Annotated in this window: 14 protein-coding genes, 1 tRNA gene and 1 other RNA gene; 13 read left to right on the top strand and 3 right to left on the bottom strand. The window is 71.1% G+C overall.

The features are described 5' to 3' along the window. Positions 1-8: 8 nt before the first annotated feature. Positions 9-341, top strand: coding sequence for a hypothetical protein (locus ABZ562_RS04655; protein WP_361473954.1), 333 nt, complete (start codon positions 9-11; stop codon positions 339-341). Positions 342-633: 292 nt separating this feature from the next. After that, complete coding sequence (locus ABZ562_RS04650; protein WP_361473951.1) at positions 634-1257, top strand: DUF6000 family protein; 624 nt, start codon at positions 634-636, stop codon at positions 1255-1257. 449 nt (positions 1258-1706) lie between these two features. Here the strand turns inward: ABZ562_RS04650 and ABZ562_RS04645 are convergent, their stop codons facing one another. Beyond that, positions 1707-2180, bottom strand: a complete 474-nt coding sequence (locus ABZ562_RS04645; protein ID WP_361473948.1) for a hypothetical protein — start codon at positions 2178-2180, stop codon at positions 1707-1709. Positions 2181-2197: 17 nt separating this feature from the next. After that, on the bottom strand, positions 2198-3454 hold the full coding sequence (locus ABZ562_RS04640; RefSeq protein WP_361473945.1) for a helix-turn-helix transcriptional regulator: 1257 nt from the start codon (positions 3452-3454) through the stop codon (positions 2198-2200). A 152-nt stretch (positions 3455-3606) separates the two neighbouring features. On the opposite strand from ABZ562_RS04640, the gene ABZ562_RS04635 reads away from it, so the two are divergent. Both ABZ562_RS04635 and ABZ562_RS04630 read left to right on the top strand, forming a co-directional pair. Further along, complete coding sequence (locus ABZ562_RS04635) at positions 3607-4026, top strand: hypothetical protein (RefSeq protein ID WP_361473942.1); 420 nt, start codon at positions 3607-3609, stop codon at positions 4024-4026. Beyond that, positions 4026-4241 (top strand): hypothetical protein, encoded by a 216-nt coding sequence (locus ABZ562_RS04630; protein WP_361473939.1) that lies wholly within the window; start codon positions 4026-4028, stop codon positions 4239-4241. The genes ABZ562_RS04635 and ABZ562_RS04630 overlap by 1 nt, the downstream gene beginning before the upstream one ends. A 68-nt stretch (positions 4242-4309) precedes the next feature. On the opposite strand, the gene ABZ562_RS04625 is transcribed toward ABZ562_RS04630, so the two are convergent. Next, positions 4310-4397, bottom strand: a tRNA-Ser gene (locus ABZ562_RS04625). A 73-nt stretch (positions 4398-4470) separates the two neighbouring features. Between ABZ562_RS04625 and ffs the strand changes: the two genes are divergently transcribed. The 9 genes from ffs (at position 4471) to ABZ562_RS04580 (ending at position 14035) form a co-directional block, all read left to right on the top strand. Then, an RNA gene (gene ffs, locus ABZ562_RS04620) (signal recognition particle sRNA small type) lies at positions 4471-4567 on the top strand. Positions 4568-4639: 72 nt separating this feature from the next. Further along, a complete protein-coding gene (locus tag ABZ562_RS04615; protein WP_361473936.1) occupies positions 4640-7159 on the top strand; it encodes a DNA polymerase III subunit gamma and tau in 2520 nt (839 codons plus the stop codon). A 142-nt stretch (positions 7160-7301) separates the two neighbouring features. Then, positions 7302-7637 (top strand): YbaB/EbfC family nucleoid-associated protein, encoded by a 336-nt coding sequence (locus ABZ562_RS04610; protein ID WP_009716707.1) that lies wholly within the window; start codon positions 7302-7304, stop codon positions 7635-7637. 274 nt (positions 7638-7911) lie between these two features. Next, positions 7912-8511, top strand: coding sequence for a recombination mediator RecR (gene recR / locus ABZ562_RS04605; RefSeq protein ID WP_009716708.1), 600 nt, complete (start codon positions 7912-7914; stop codon positions 8509-8511). Beyond that, positions 8504-9169 (top strand): DUF5063 domain-containing protein, encoded by a 666-nt coding sequence (locus ABZ562_RS04600; RefSeq protein WP_361473931.1) that lies wholly within the window; start codon positions 8504-8506, stop codon positions 9167-9169. Before recR ends, ABZ562_RS04600 begins: the two co-directional genes overlap by 8 nt. 295 nt (positions 9170-9464) lie before the next feature. Then, entirely contained in the window at positions 9465-10745 is a 1281-nt protein-coding gene (locus ABZ562_RS04595) for an aspartate kinase (protein ID WP_055546256.1), read from the top strand. After that, positions 10742-11818 (top strand): aspartate-semialdehyde dehydrogenase, encoded by a 1077-nt coding sequence (locus ABZ562_RS04590; RefSeq protein WP_361473927.1) that lies wholly within the window; start codon positions 10742-10744, stop codon positions 11816-11818. The genes ABZ562_RS04595 and ABZ562_RS04590 overlap by 4 nt, the downstream gene beginning before the upstream one ends. A 421-nt stretch (positions 11819-12239) precedes the next feature. After that, the gene (locus ABZ562_RS04585) at positions 12240-12815 is read left to right on the top strand and encodes a SigE family RNA polymerase sigma factor (RefSeq protein WP_055546260.1); all 576 of its coding nucleotides are present in this window, start codon (positions 12240-12242) and stop codon (positions 12813-12815) included. A 203-nt stretch (positions 12816-13018) separates the two neighbouring features. Then, entirely contained in the window at positions 13019-14035 is a 1017-nt protein-coding gene (locus ABZ562_RS04580; RefSeq protein ID WP_361473924.1) for a hypothetical protein, read from the top strand. The last annotated feature ends 100 nt before the right edge of the window (positions 14036-14135 follow it).

The following is a 14135-nucleotide window of genomic DNA, read 5'->3' as shown; positions in this document are numbered from 1 at the left end:
GGGGAGTCATGGCACTGCCACGCAAGGGCGCACGGCGCCTCATCGTCGACGGCACGCCCTACCGCTGGCGCCTGCGAGGCAGGCCGACCTACTGCAAGGGCCTGGCCTGGTCACCGTGCACGTTCGCGGTGGAGCACGCAGACGTTCCCAGGACCACGCTCGTGGTCACGGCCAACCGGCCACAGCCGGGCAACTGGCTCGGCCATGAGCCCGAGCCCGTACTGCCATCCGACGTAGCCGAGATCATCCAGCCGGCCCTTCGCGAAGGCTGGACCCCCACTGCTCCGGGCTCCCCCTTCCACCTGGACCTTTCCGCCGGCCTCCCGCCCTCGCGGCAATGACCGGCGTCGGCCCGTACGGGATGGGGCAGTCGTGTGTGGCACCCTTCACCCCGAGCACCCGGCGACCGTCAGCGACCGCACCGCCTGCACCTGCGCCGGTAAGTGCGCTGTCGGCTTCCCGCCGCAGCGCGACCCGCTCGGCTGTGTTGACGCGGGGACGGCTTCGAGCCCCGTCTGAACGGACGTGAACGGGGCTGAACGGGACGGAAACTGAGACAGCTGGACACGCAGGGCCGAGGCGCCACCGACCAGATTCTTGGTCTGGCAGCTTCGTCCATACGAGGATGCTGCCATGCGCCGCACCGACGGAGAGGAAGAGCCGATCAGGTTGATCCGCCGTTATGTCACGCCCGGCCAGCGGTACCTCAAACTCGGCGGCAGCCTCCTCGGGATGAGTGGGCGCGACCAAGCCAAGTTCATGCGAAAGCTGGGCAAGGCTGCCGGAGAGATCAGTCCTCATGGACTGGGCCTGCTGCTCGACCGAGGCTGGCGCGAGCGCAAGACAGCAGCCTGGCTCATCGCCGTTGCCGGCAGATCCGAGTTCCGCGAACGTCTCGGCGAACTCCTGCTCGCCAGTGAAGGGCCCTACGCGGGGCAGGCGTACTGTGTCGCTCTGGCCACCTTTGGCACCTCTGTCGACGCCGACCTCCTGGTCGCTTACCTCGACCGATACCTGCCGCGCCCCGACCTCGACTACGACCAGACAGCCGCCCTCGGCGCGCTCTTGTTGCTCGACGCCAAACTCGGTACTGACCACGAGGCCCGGTTCCTCGCCCCGAACGGACTCTGGCAGCAGTGGATCGGCGGACCGCCCAGCAAGGACTGCGATGCGCCGGATAGCTACCGGGAGTCCATGCGCCAGCTCTGCGCTTTCGCAGATGAGAGTGCCAAGCACTATCCGGCACGCAGGCGATGACCCCCACCCGACATGGTGCGGACCACCACCGAAGGTAGCCACCGCCCGGGCACCGGGTCGTTCAGATGAGAAAGGTGGGTTCGCCAGCGCTCTCAGGGAAGCTTGGGAGCTTCAGGGGCACTTGCCCGCTGACCTGGGGCGAAGCGCCTCGGACGGCGGCCGGCAGATGGCTTGTACTGGCAGAGGCTGCCGCAGGTGCAGGCACTCGGCGCCGCGCCGATGTGACCTTCATGGGTATCCCTCCGGCCGGACGCACCACTGGCCCGCGTCTCCACTGGCGCCTCCCGGGGGACTCGGCGCGACGCACGGCAAGCCTCCCGCTAGAGATAGTCTCTTCAGAGCTACTATCTCTAGCGATACCAACTTGCCCCTCATGCTCGGAGACCATGCTCTTGGTGTGAGCATCCCCACCAGGTTTCCCTGATCAGTCGGGCAAAAGAGGCCCATGGTCAGTCGCGGGTGGCGCCCTTCGGCCAGATCACCCGGGTGGGGACGCCGGTGCGTTTGGCGTATGTCACGACGTCGGCGGTGCCGCCGTAGCCGCGGGCCGGCTGGCCGTCCCAGACGGCGATCAGCTCGTCCACGAGGCCGACCAGGACTTCGCTCCCGGTCATGTGGGCTTGTGAGTCGGACGCGACCAGGCCCGTGCGGTGGACCTGGACCGCCTGCTTGAGGAGGCGGTCGTAGCTCTCGTGGTGCTCCTCCGGCAGACCCTCGCGGTACTTCTCCGCCGGCACCACGACCTCAAGGCGGCCACCGGCCTTCAGCACCAGCTCGGCGAACCAGGCGTCTGGGCCATCGGCGATGCATGAGATCCCGGTCAGATCGGGGGTGCGACGGGAGACTTCGTCCTCGAGGGCAAGGCGAACCAGGTGCTCCGTCTCCGGAGGCAGCCCTCGGTGGCCGGTGATTCCCAGGCGCATGAGGTGTCCTTTCGCGATCACAGGTAGATGCCGTGCAGACGGTCATCGAAGTCGCGGACGACCCTGGGGGGAGTGGGCGACGCATACATTCGCCGGAGCCCCCGGGCGCGCTCGATGATCCGACCCGATCGGTACCGCACGCCGGTCTCCAGTGCCCTGGTGGCGAGGGCGAACGCACCGTCCAGTCGGCCGCTCGTGAGATGTGCGGCGGCGAGGTCGAGCGTCAGTAGTGCGCGTTGTTTCTCGTGGCTCGACGTCAATGCGGCAGTCGCTGCGTCGTGGGAGGTAGCCACCCACCGGGGGAGCCCAAGCCGCGCGCCACAGGTCAGTCGGGCCGCTGCGACCTTGCTGTGGGTGAAGGTGAACACCCAGGGCCACGGGGGAGTTTGGCCGTCCGCTAAGGCGTCCGTGTGGTGGGTGGCGCGGATGAGGGCGGTGTCCGCAGCGGTCGCGTTTCCGGATGCCGCGTGCGCCTGGGCTTCCACCGTGCTGAGCCACGCTGAGGCGATGGCCGGTGCGTCCTCCCCCAGGTGACGACGGGCTCGGTGGATGAGAGGCAGCGCCTGGGCGGCGTTGCCCGCGTCCGCCTCGAAACCGGCCAGGCTGCCGAGTTGGTACGCGAGGAGCAGCCGGTCGCCGGAGGCGCGTGCGGCCTTGATGGCCGCGCCGTACCACGTACGGGCCGAGCCGATGTCGTTCATGTCCCAGGCCAGCCACCCGGCGAGCGACGCCGCTTCGCTGCCCACGGCCGCAAGGCGGGCGCGGTCCTCAGGGGGTTCCGCCTCGCCCGTGAGGGTCTGAGTGAGCCGCAGGTGCGCGAGGACCGGTTCGGACAGGTGGCGGGAGGGGGTGGTGCCGTCCAGGCGGCGGAAGGCCGTGGTGGCCATGCGGAGCGTCGCGGGCTGCCCAGCGTCCGTGGCGTGGTGGCGGGGAGCGGGGAGGGCGGGTATGGCGGCTATCGCCGCGGTTCCCGCGAGGAAGTTGCGCCGGTGCACGTCGGGCTGTCCATTCTCGGCGGCCTGTGCCGCCGCGTGGTCGGCGAGGCCGACCAGACGCGGGGGAATGTGCAGATGCGCGGCCGCTCTCGCCAGGATGGTCATGTCGTAGGAGGCCGCACCGCGGCCTTCGAGGCGTGAGACGGCGGACTGGCTGATTCCGCAGGCGTCACCGAGCTGGCGTCGAGAGACGTCGGCGGCGCGGCGAGCCAGGCTCACCACCCGGCCGAAGTCACCTCGGCGGGAGGCGTCTCGGATCGCCTGCGCAGACCAGTTCATGCCCACCCCTGTTTCGTACCTGGGCCTCGCCGCCCGTCCGTTGTCCGTATGCGCCGACCGCATACGGACATGCGCGGCGCGGGTCGGCGCTGGCCGGTTCAGGATGACGCACGGTTCTGTCTCCTCACTACCCGTAATGGGGAAGGAGGCGCATGACGACCAATGCCTTGCCGTGGATGCCGCCGAACGGCGACGACGTCGAGCTGGTCCAAGTAGGGCTGTACTGGGACGCGGTACGGGCCTCTGTGGAGATCGGTGAGCGCGCACTGAAGCTGCTGGCCGACGCGACCGGCTCCGTCATCGCCGACTACAGCCGGGTCTACTGGCTCATCCCTTCGGGCAGCGCCCAGCACTGGCAGAGGCTGCCGCAGGCGCAGGTACTCGGCGCCCATCGTGCTGATGTCACTTACATGGGTGTTCCGCCGGCCACGCACGCCACGGGCCCGCGTCTGCACTGGCGCTTCCCAGTGGGGCCCGGTCGATACCTCACCGATGCGAACCGGCTCCACGAAGCCCTGGCTCAGGCGGTCGTCGACGAGATCAGCCCCACTGAGGAGGCGACGGCCAGGTGATGTCCCAGGTCTGCGCCCGCTGTGACGAAACGACGAGCGAGCCGGTCGTGGTCGCGGTCGAGCACGGCGCGAGCGTCGGCGGCCGCACCGTCTGCGCCTGCCCCGGCAAGTGCGCCGCCAGCTTCCCGCCACAGCGCGATCCGTTCGACGGGACGACCCTCGCTCGCCGCGACCCGCAGCCGGGCTCCGCAGGTCCCGACCGAGACCGAAAGTGAGACCACGAACGTCGAAGGGCCCCACCGCGAGCGGTGGGGCCCTTCGACGTATTGCCCGGTGAGAGCAATGGCGGAGGATACGAGATTCGAACTCGTGAGGGGTTGCCCCCAACACGCTTTCCAAGCGTGCGCCCTAGGCCTCTAGGCGAATCCTCCGCTGGAGACTCTACAAGACGATCGGGAGTGCTCGCGAACTCGTTCCCACCCCGGTCTATCCGCTAGGGTGGGGGCCAGCCCCTCACGTGGCGCTATCTCACCGAACTCCCCCAGGGCCGGAAGGCAGCAAGGGTAAGTGGGCTCTGGCGGGTGCGTGGGGGGCCCTTGCGTTGTGAGGGCGTTCCGGAGGTCGGGCCCCGGGCGGCGTCCGGATGTCGGTGGGCCCCGATATCGTCGTAAGCGTGTCGTCCCTCGCGCTGTACCGCCGCTACCGCCCCGAGACCTTCGCGGAGGTCATCGGGCAGGAGCATGTCACCGATCCGCTGCAGCAGGCGCTGCGCAACAACCGGGTCAACCACGCGTATCTGTTCAGCGGTCCGCGCGGCTGTGGCAAGACGACCAGTGCGCGCATCCTGGCCCGCTGCCTGAACTGTGAGAAGGGCCCCACCCCGGCGCCGTGCGGGGAGTGCCAGTCCTGCCAGGACCTCGCGCGGAACGGGCCCGGGTCGATCGATGTGATCGAGATCGACGCCGCCTCGCACGGTGGTGTGGACGACGCGCGGGAGCTGAGGGAGAAGGCGTTCTTCGGGCCGGCGTCGAGCCGTTACAAGATCTACATCATCGACGAGGCCCACATGGTCACCTCGGCGGGGTTCAACGCCCTGCTGAAGGTGGTCGAGGAGCCGCCGGAGCATCTGAAGTTCATCTTCGCGACCACCGAGCCGGAGAAGGTCATCGGCACCATCCGGTCGCGTACGCACCACTATCCGTTCCGGCTGGTGCCCCCGGGGACGCTCCGCGACTATCTGGGCGAGGTCTGCGGGCGCGAGGACATTCCCGTCGAGGACGGGGTGCTGCCGCTGGTGGTGCGGGCGGGCGCCGGGTCCGTCCGGGACTCGATGTCGGTCATGGACCAGCTGCTCGCGGGCGCGACCGAGGACGGCGTGACGTACGCCATGGCCACGTCGCTGCTCGGTTATACGGACGGCTCGCTGCTCGACGCGATCGTGGACGCGTTCGCGGCGACCGACGGCGCGGCGGCCTTCGAGGTCGTGAACCGGGTGATCGAGGGCGGCAACGACCCGCGGCGTTTCGTCGCCGACCTGCTGGAGCGGCTGCGCGACCTGGTGATCCTCGCCGCCGTGCCGGACGCGGCGGACAAGGGGCTCATCGACGCCCCCGCCGATGTGGTGGAGCGGATGCAGGCGCAGGCGTCGGTCTTCGGCGGGGCCGAGCTGAGTCGGGCGGCCGACCTCGTCAACCAGGGGCTGACGGAGATGCGCGGCGCCACCTCGCCGCGGCTGCAGCTGGAGCTGATCTGTGCGCGGGTGCTGCTGCCCGCCGCCTTCGATGACGAGCGGTCCGTCCAGTCGCGGCTGGAGCGGCTGGAGCGGGGTGCCCTGGCGGGTGGCCTGGGCGGTGGCGTCGTCGGTGGTGGTGGCGGTCCTGCGCCCGGGCCCGCCGCGGGGTACGTACCGGGGCCCGAGGCCCACGCCCCGGCCGGGCCCTCCGGCCCGGCGGCCGCCCGCGCCGCGATGGCCGGAGGCCGAGGGCCGGGCGCGGGTGCGCCTGGGGCGCCTGGGGGGCAGGACGAGACGGCCGGTGGGCCGCCCGCCGGCGGCGGTGGCGGCGGTCCGGCGCCTGGGTACGACGCTTCCGGTGAGGGCGCGCCGCCCGCCCCGGGCGGCGGACCGGCCGGTGACAGCGGCGGTCCGGGCGCCGGTGGCGCGGACAGCGGCGGTACGGACAGTGGTGCGCGGCGGCCCGGCGCCTGGCCTTCGGCGGGCGGAGGCGGCGGTGCGGCCGGGCAGGCGGCGCCGGGCGGCGGCCAGCGGCCCGGTGCCTGGCCCACGAGCACGCAGCCCGGAGCGGGCGGCGGGGGGCAGCAGCCCGGCGGTGCGCCCGCGGCGGCGGGCGGGGGACAGCGGCCGGGGGCCTGGCCCACGGCCTCCGCGCCCGGGTCGGGAGCTTCCGCGCCCGCGGCCGCACCTGCGCCGGAGGCTGGGCCGTCGGCCGGGCAGGGGCGTCCCGCCGGGGGGCCCGGTCAGCCTCAGCCGACTCCGGGCATGGCGCAGGGCGCCATGCAGGTGCGGCAGATGTGGCCGGACATCCTGGAGGCGGTCAAGAACCGCCGCCGCTTCACCTGGATCTTGCTGAGCCAGAACGCGACGGTCTCCGGCTTCGACGGCACCACCCTCCAGATCGGGTTCCCCAACGCGGGCGCCCGCGACAGCTTCGCCAACGGCGGCAGCGAGGACATCCTGCGGCAGGCCCTCAACGACGCGATCGGTGTGCAGTGGCGCATCGAGGCGATCGTCGATACCTCCGGTGGGCAGGGAGGACCCGGCCCCGGCGGGCCCGGACCCGGAACGTCCGGCGGCGGTCCCGGCGGCTTCGGCGGCGGAAACGGTGGGGGCTTCGGCGGCGGAGGCGGCGGGAGCTTCGGCGGAGGCGGTGGCGGAAACGCGGGCGGCGGCTTCGGGGGAGGCGGCGGTCAGCCCGCCCCGCCACGGCAGCCCGCCCCCGCGCCCCCCTCCGCCCCCGCCGCGCCGTCGGCCCCGGCCCCGGCTCCCGCGCCCGCCGACGCGGGGCCGCCCGCCGAGGCGTCCGCGTACCGGGAGCCCGAGCCTCCGCCGATCTCGCCGGAGGACGACATGCCGGCCGAGGACGACCCGGATCTGGACGAGACCGCGCTGAGCGGGCACGACCTGATCGTGCGCGAGCTGGGCGCCACGGTCATCGAGGAGATCGCGAACGAGTAGGCCACGCGGCGCAGAGGTGGCGCGGGGCGGACCCGGTCGCGGGCGCCGCGGTCTCCTCCATACGGCGTAGGGCAAGGCGCCGTGGGAGCACGTAGGCTCGGGCTATCGAAGAGAACCGCAGTCGACAGCCAGGAGCGAACTCGTGATTCCCGGTGGTGGCCAGCCTGACATGCAGCAGTTGCTGCAGCAGGCGCAGAAGATGCAGCAGGACCTCGCCGCGGCCCAGGAGGAGCTGGCCCGTACCCCTGTCGAGGGGTCCTCGGGCGGCGGGCTGGTGAAGGCGACCGTGACCGGTGCCGGTGAGCTGCAGGGTCTGGTGATCGATCCCAAGGCGGTGGATCCGGAGGACACCGAGACCCTCGCGGACCTCGTCGTCGCGGCCGTCCGCGACGCGAACCACGTGGCGCAGGAGCTGCAGCAGACGAAGCTCGGCCCGCTGGCGCAGGGACTTGGTGGGATGCCGGGTCTGCCTTTCTGAGGCCGAAAGCCTGAGACTGAAGGCCTGAGAGTGAAAGCCTGGGGCTGACGGTCCGAGCCGGAGGTTCGAGCAGACGGCCCGGGATGAAGGTGCTGGGGCGTGGGTCTGGGGCCGAAGGCCTGAGGCCCACGGTCCGTATCCGGTCCGATGCCTGGGCCGGGTGACCGGGCCGGACGGGACGGTTCGACGGGCCCTGTGCCCCGTTTCGACCGGCGCAACCGAATATTCATATGAAGTACAGCCACCGCGCGGCGGCGCGAGATTGGATGCAGGCGTGTACGAGGGCGTGGTCCAGGACCTCATCGACGAGTTGGGCAGGCTGCCCGGCGTCGGTCCGAAGAGCGCGCAGCGGATCGCCTTCCACATCCTCCAGTCCGAGCCCACCGACGTCCGCCGCCTCGCTCACGCGCTGACCGAGGTGAAGGAGAAGGTGCGGTTCTGCGCGGTGTGCGGGAACGTCGCCGAGGCCGAGCAGTGCCGGGTCTGCCAGGACCCGCGCCGTGACCCCGCGGTCATCTGTGTGGTCGAGGAGCCGAAGGACGTTGTCGCGATCGAGCGGACCCGCGAGTTCCGCGGCCGCTATCACGTGCTCGGCGGGGCGATCAGCCCCATCGAGGGCGTGGGTCCGGACGATCTGCGGATCAGGGAGCTGCTGGCCCGCCTCGCGGACGGTACGGTCACGGAGCTGATCCTGGCCACCGATCCGAATCTGGAGGGTGAAGCCACCGCCACGTACCTCGCGCGCATGATCAAGCCGATGGGTTTGAAGGTCACGCGCTTGGCCAGCGGTCTTCCCGTCGGGGGAGACCTGGAGTATGCCGACGAGGTCACGCTGGGTCGTGCCTTCGAAGGGAGAAGACTTCTCGATGTCTGACGCAACGTTGCACGACGCCCACCCGGACCCGGACGACTTCGCGGTCCAGATCGCCGATCAGATCGAGAGTTTCATCGTCGCGGTCACCGAGGTCGCGAAGGGCGACGAACCGGACAGCGCCGTGCCGTTCCTGCTGCTCGAGCTCTCCCAGCTGATCCTCGCCGGCGGGCGGCTCGGCGCGCACGAGGACTTCGTACCGGACGAGCGGTACGAGCCGGACGCAGGCCCGGAGCCGGACGTCGACGAGCTGCGCGAGCGGTTCGCCCGGCTGCTGGAGCCGGTGGACGTCTACTCGGAGGTGTTCGACCCGTACGTACCGCGCAGTGAGCCCGTCCCCTGCCGCATCTCCGACGATCTCGCGCTGATCATCACGGACCTGCGGCACGGCATGGCGCACTACCGCGACGGCCGGATCAACGAGGCGATGTGGTGGTGGCAGTTCTCGTACCTCTCCAACTGGGGTACGACCACCTCCGCCGCCCTGCGCGCGCTCCAGTCGCTCGTCGCGCACGTGCGGCTGGACAGCCCGCTGGACGAGCTGGACGGGCTGGATACGGACAGTGAGGCGGGCGGGGACGAGGCGCTGGCGGAGGAGGCCGGCCGGGTCATGGCGGCGGAGATCGCGGAGCCGCTGGGGCTGCGCTCCCTGCGCCCCTGAGAGCCCACCCGGGGGCCCGGAGGGCGCCCGTGCGCCCTGTGAGCTGGGTTACGTTCCCGTGTGCTTCGCCCGGAAGCGGGCAGGGTTCGTCGCTGAACGAGTGGTACGGGATGCCGGGAGTATCCGCGGTACGGGGATGTTGTGCCGCATGATCCGCCTGGTCCGCCCGGGTCCGTCTGGTCCGTCCTGGTCAGATTGATGAGGCGTGTGTCTCGCTATCTGATATCGGGAGGGCGCTTTCCGGCCGCTCGCTAAACTGAGCCGACCGCAATATTGAGATCTGCGAGGAGCGCACGTGGGCCTTGTCGTGCAGAAGTACGGAGGCTCCTCCGTTGCCGATGCCGAGGGCATCAAGCGGGTCGCCAAGCGAATCGTCGAAGCCAAGAAGAACGGCCACCAGGTGGTCGTCGTGGTTTCCGCGATGGGCGACACGACGGACGAGCTGATCGATCTCGCCGAGCAGGTATCCCCGATTCCTACTGGGCGCGAGTTCGACATGCTGCTGACCGCGGGAGAGCGAATCTCCATGGCGTTGCTGGCCATGGCGATCAAAGACCTCGGTCACGAGGCGCTGTCGTTCACCGGCAGCCAGGCGGGAGTCATCACCGACGCGGTCCACAACAAAGCGCGGATCATCGATGTCACGCCGGGGCGCATCCGCGACGCGCTCGAGCTGGGCGCGGTCGCGATCGTCGCGGGCTTCCAGGGCGTGTCCCAGGAGAGCAAGGACATCACCACCCTCGGCCGGGGCGGCTCGGACACCACCGCGGTGGCCCTGGCGGCGGCCCTGGACGCCGAGGTCTGCGAGATCTACACCGACGTGGACGGCGTGTTCACCGCCGACCCGCGCGTGGTGAAGAAGGCTCGCAAGATCAACGAAATCCCGTACGAGGACATGCTGGAGCTGGCCGCGAGCGGCTCCAAGGTGCTGCATCTGCGCTGCGTGGAGTACGCGCGCCGGTACAACATCCCCATTCACGTACGGTCGTCGTTCTCCGGCCATCAGGGCACCTGGGTGCGCAATCGGCAGGAAGCGGGAGAAGGAGAAGAAGGCATGGAGCAGGCGATCATCTCCGGGGTCGCACACGACACGTCCGAGGCCAAGGTCACGGTTGTCGGGGTGCCGGACAAGCCGGGTGAGGCCGCGGCCATCTTCCGCACGATCTCGGACGCCGAGATCAACATCGACATGGTGGTGCAGAACGTCTCCGCCGCGTCGACCGGGCTGACCGACATCTCCGTCACGCTGCCCAAGACGGACGGCCACCGGGCGATGGAGGCGCTGACCAAGGCGAAGCCGCAGATCGGCTTCGACTCGCTGCGCTACGACGACCAGATCGCCAAGATCTCGCTGGTCGGCGCCGGAATGCGGACGAACCCGGGCGTGACCGCGACCTTCTTCGAGGCGCTGTCGAACGCCGGGGTCAACATCGAGCTGATCTCGACCTCCGAGATCCGCATCTCCGTCGTCACCCGGGCCGACGAGGTGAAGGACGCGGTCCGCGCCGTGCACAGCGCGTTCGGGCTGGACAGCGACAGCGTCGAGGCGGTCGTGTACGGAGGGACCGGCCGATGACCCGGGCCGGCGGTGCCGGTGGCCGGAAGCCGACGCTCGCCGTCGTCGGTGCGACCGGTGCCGTCGGCACCGTCATGCTCTCGATCCTGTCCGAGCGGGCCGACGTCTGGGGCGAGATCCGGCTGATCGCCTCTCCGCGCTCGGCCGGCCGGAAACTGACCGTCCGGGGCGAGCAGGTGGAGGTCGTCGCGCTGGGCGAGGACGCGTTCGAGGGCGTCGACGTCGCGATGTTCGACGTCCCCGACGAGGTCTCGGCCCGGTGGGCGCCGATCGCGGCGAGCAAGGGCGCGGTCGTCGTGGACAACTCCGGCGCCTTCCGGATGGACCCGGATGTGCCGCTGGTCGTGCCCGAGGTGAACGCCCACGCGGCGCGCGTCCGGCCGCGCGGCATCATCGCCAACCCGAACTGCACCACGCTGTCGATGATCGTCGCGATGGGCGCGCTGCACGCCGAGTTCGGGCTGAGCGAGCTGATCGTCTCCTCGTACCAGGCTGTCTCCGGCGCGGGCAAGGAGGGCATCGACGCGCTGCGCGAGCAGATCGCGCTGGTGGCCGGTACGGAGCTGGGCACGCACCCGGGCGACGTACGGCGGGCGGTCGGCGAGACCGGGCCGTTCCCGGCGCCGATGGCGCTCAACGTGGTGCCGTTCGCGGGCTCGCTCAAGGAGGACGGCTGGTCCTCGGAGGAGCTGAAGGTACGGAACGAGTCCCGCAAGATCCTGGGGCTGCCGGACCTGCGGGTCACCGCGACCTGTGTGCGCGTGCCCGTGATCACCACGCACTCGCTGGCCGTGCACGCGCGGTTCGAGAACGAGGTGACGGTGGAGGCGGCGCACGAGATCCTGGCCGGTGCGCCGGGTGTGGTGCTGTGCGACAACCCGGCGGAGGGCGAGTTCCCGACGCCCGCCGATGTCGTGGGCACCGATCCGACGTGGGTCGGCCGGGTGCGGCGCTCGCTGGACGACCCGAGGGCGCTCGAACTCTTCGTATGCGGCGACAACCTCCGCAAGGGCGCGGCCCTCAACACCGCGCAGATCGGGGAGGTCATCGCGGCGGAACTGACCGCCGCGTAGGGCCGCGCAGCCGGCGCGGCCGCACGCTTGGTGCGGCCGCACGGCTGGTGCACCGATAGAGCGCCCCGCACGGGGTGCACGCCCCGGATAATGTGAATATCCTGTGATCTGGTCAATGGCCTGGACCAGTTGATCCGAGTCGAGGACCTGTTCGACGAACCGCTCCCCGCTTGCTGCAACCGACAGCGAGCGGGGAGCGTCTTTCTGGTCGCCCACCCGTGGGCGCTGTGAAAACTGGGCATTGGGGAGAGTTGGGGCGCATGGGGGGATCTGGTGCGGCGTCAAAAGCGGTGCCTCGCGCGTACAACCCTGACAGGGGCAAGCGTGTCCAACAGACGTGGCAGAGGTATTCGGCATCGCAACGGTTCCAGGGCGCGGCGGCGCGGCAGTGCGGCCCCCGCGTCCGCGCGCGGCAGGCGGTATGCCGGTGATCGCGCCATGGTCAGCCGCGCGCCCCGCGCCCCTCGCGACAGGGCGCGAGGACACTGACGACGCGATGGCAGCGGGGACCACAGTCGATCACCTCACCGAGACCTACCGCGCCCACTACCGGTCGCTGCTCGGCCTCGCCGCACTCCTCCTCGACGACACCGCGTCCTGCGAGGACGTGGTGCAGGAGGCGTTCATCCGCGTGCACTCGGCCCGCCGAAGAGTCCGCGACCCGGAGAAGACCCTCGCCTATCTGCGGCAGACGGTCGTCAACCTCTCCCGCTCCGCGCTGCGCCGGCGCATCCTCGGTCTGAAGCTGCTCTCCAAGCCCATGCCGGACATGGCCAGTGCCGAAGAAGGCGCGTACGACCAGCTGGAGCGCGACCAATTGATCAAGGCGATGAAGGGACTGCAGCGCCGCCAGCGCGAGGTCCTGGTGCTCCGCTACTTCGCCGACATGACCGAGGCCCAAGTGGCCGAGACGCTGGGCATATCGCTCGGCTCGGTCAAGGCGTACGGCTCGCGCGGCATCGCGGCGCTCCGTGTCGCCATGGAGGCCCCCGCATGAACCACGAGAACGACACACCGGGCCCGAAGGACCCCGACCGGAAGGCCGACCGCCAGCCGTCGCGGTCCACTTCCGACGGAGCGGGCCCTGACAGCGCGGGCCCTGACAGCGCGGGCCCTGACGGAGCCGGTTCGGGCGATGCCGGTGACGTGAGCGGCGCGCGTGACGTGAGCGGCGCGCGTGACGTAAGCGGCGCGCGTGACATGGACGAGCAGGCGCTACGGCGGATGCTGCACCACGCGGTGGACGACCTGGAGCCGCCCCCGCACTCCCTGGAGCAGCTGCGGCGCGCCGTGCCCGCTCGTCGGGCGCGGCGGCGCCAGGCCCTGGTCGGGGCCGTGGCGGCGGTGGTGCTCGGCGGCGCCGCGCTGCCCGCCCTGGTGCACGTCACGTCCTCCGGCAACACCTCGACCGACCGCCCGGCCAACGCGGCCAGCAGCCACCGCACCCCCCAGGAGGGCGACAGCGGCGAGCACGGCGAGGGCAGCGGCGGCAAGGACCCCGACGGGCCCTCCGACAGTGCCCGGACGGATCCCCACGGCGACAAGGACAAGGGCGGCGAGAAGGGCAAGGACAAGCCGTCCAAGGGCGCCCCGGACGGCGTTTCGGGCGGCACCGCCCCCGACCCCTCCAGCACGCTGAACGCCACCTCGCCCACCTGCTCCCGCACCCAGCTCGGCGGCAGCGGCGGATCGGCCGGAGCGGCCGACGCCGAGGGCCGGATCTATGGCTCGTTCCGCGTGGTGAACACGTCCCGTCAGGCCTGCGTGGTCGAGGGCGGCGGCACCTTCGGCGTGGCCGCGCAGGGCGGAGCGGACCCCGCGAAGGTCTTCTACGTCGACCACACGACGGGTGACGCGGCCAGTGGCCTGCCCGACCCGGCCACCGAGCCGGGCTCGCTGATCCTTCAGCCGGGCCAGGCGTACGAGGTCCGGTTCGCATGGATACCGGCGTCGGGCGGCGGCCTCAGCGGATGCCCCAGCTCCGGCGACGGTACGCCGACCGCCAACCCCTCTCCCAATGCCGCCGACGGCCCGTCGGACCAGCCCGGCTCGGGTGACCCGAGCGGTTCCCCGGGCGGCGGCGGTGGCGAGCAGCCGGCCGCGAGTGTCCAGGTCAGCTATACGCCGGAGGCTGGCGAGCCCGCGGTCGGCAGCGTGACCCTGAGCGGTGCCTGCGCGGGGACGGTCTACGGCACCGGCCTGCTGGCCTCCTCCTGAACCTCCTCCCGGACCCCCTCCTGAGCCTCCTCCTGAGCCTCGTCGTGAGCTTTCTCCCGGGTCCTGTCCCCGGCGCCGCCCCGGCTCCGGTGCCGGCGCC

Origin of the sequence: Streptomyces sp. NPDC019937, assembly GCF_040631655.1 — a bacterium.
In the GTDB taxonomy this organism is placed as follows: domain Bacteria; phylum Actinomycetota; class Actinomycetes; order Streptomycetales; family Streptomycetaceae; genus Streptomyces.
This window is presented reverse-complemented; position numbering and strand designations above follow the sequence as displayed.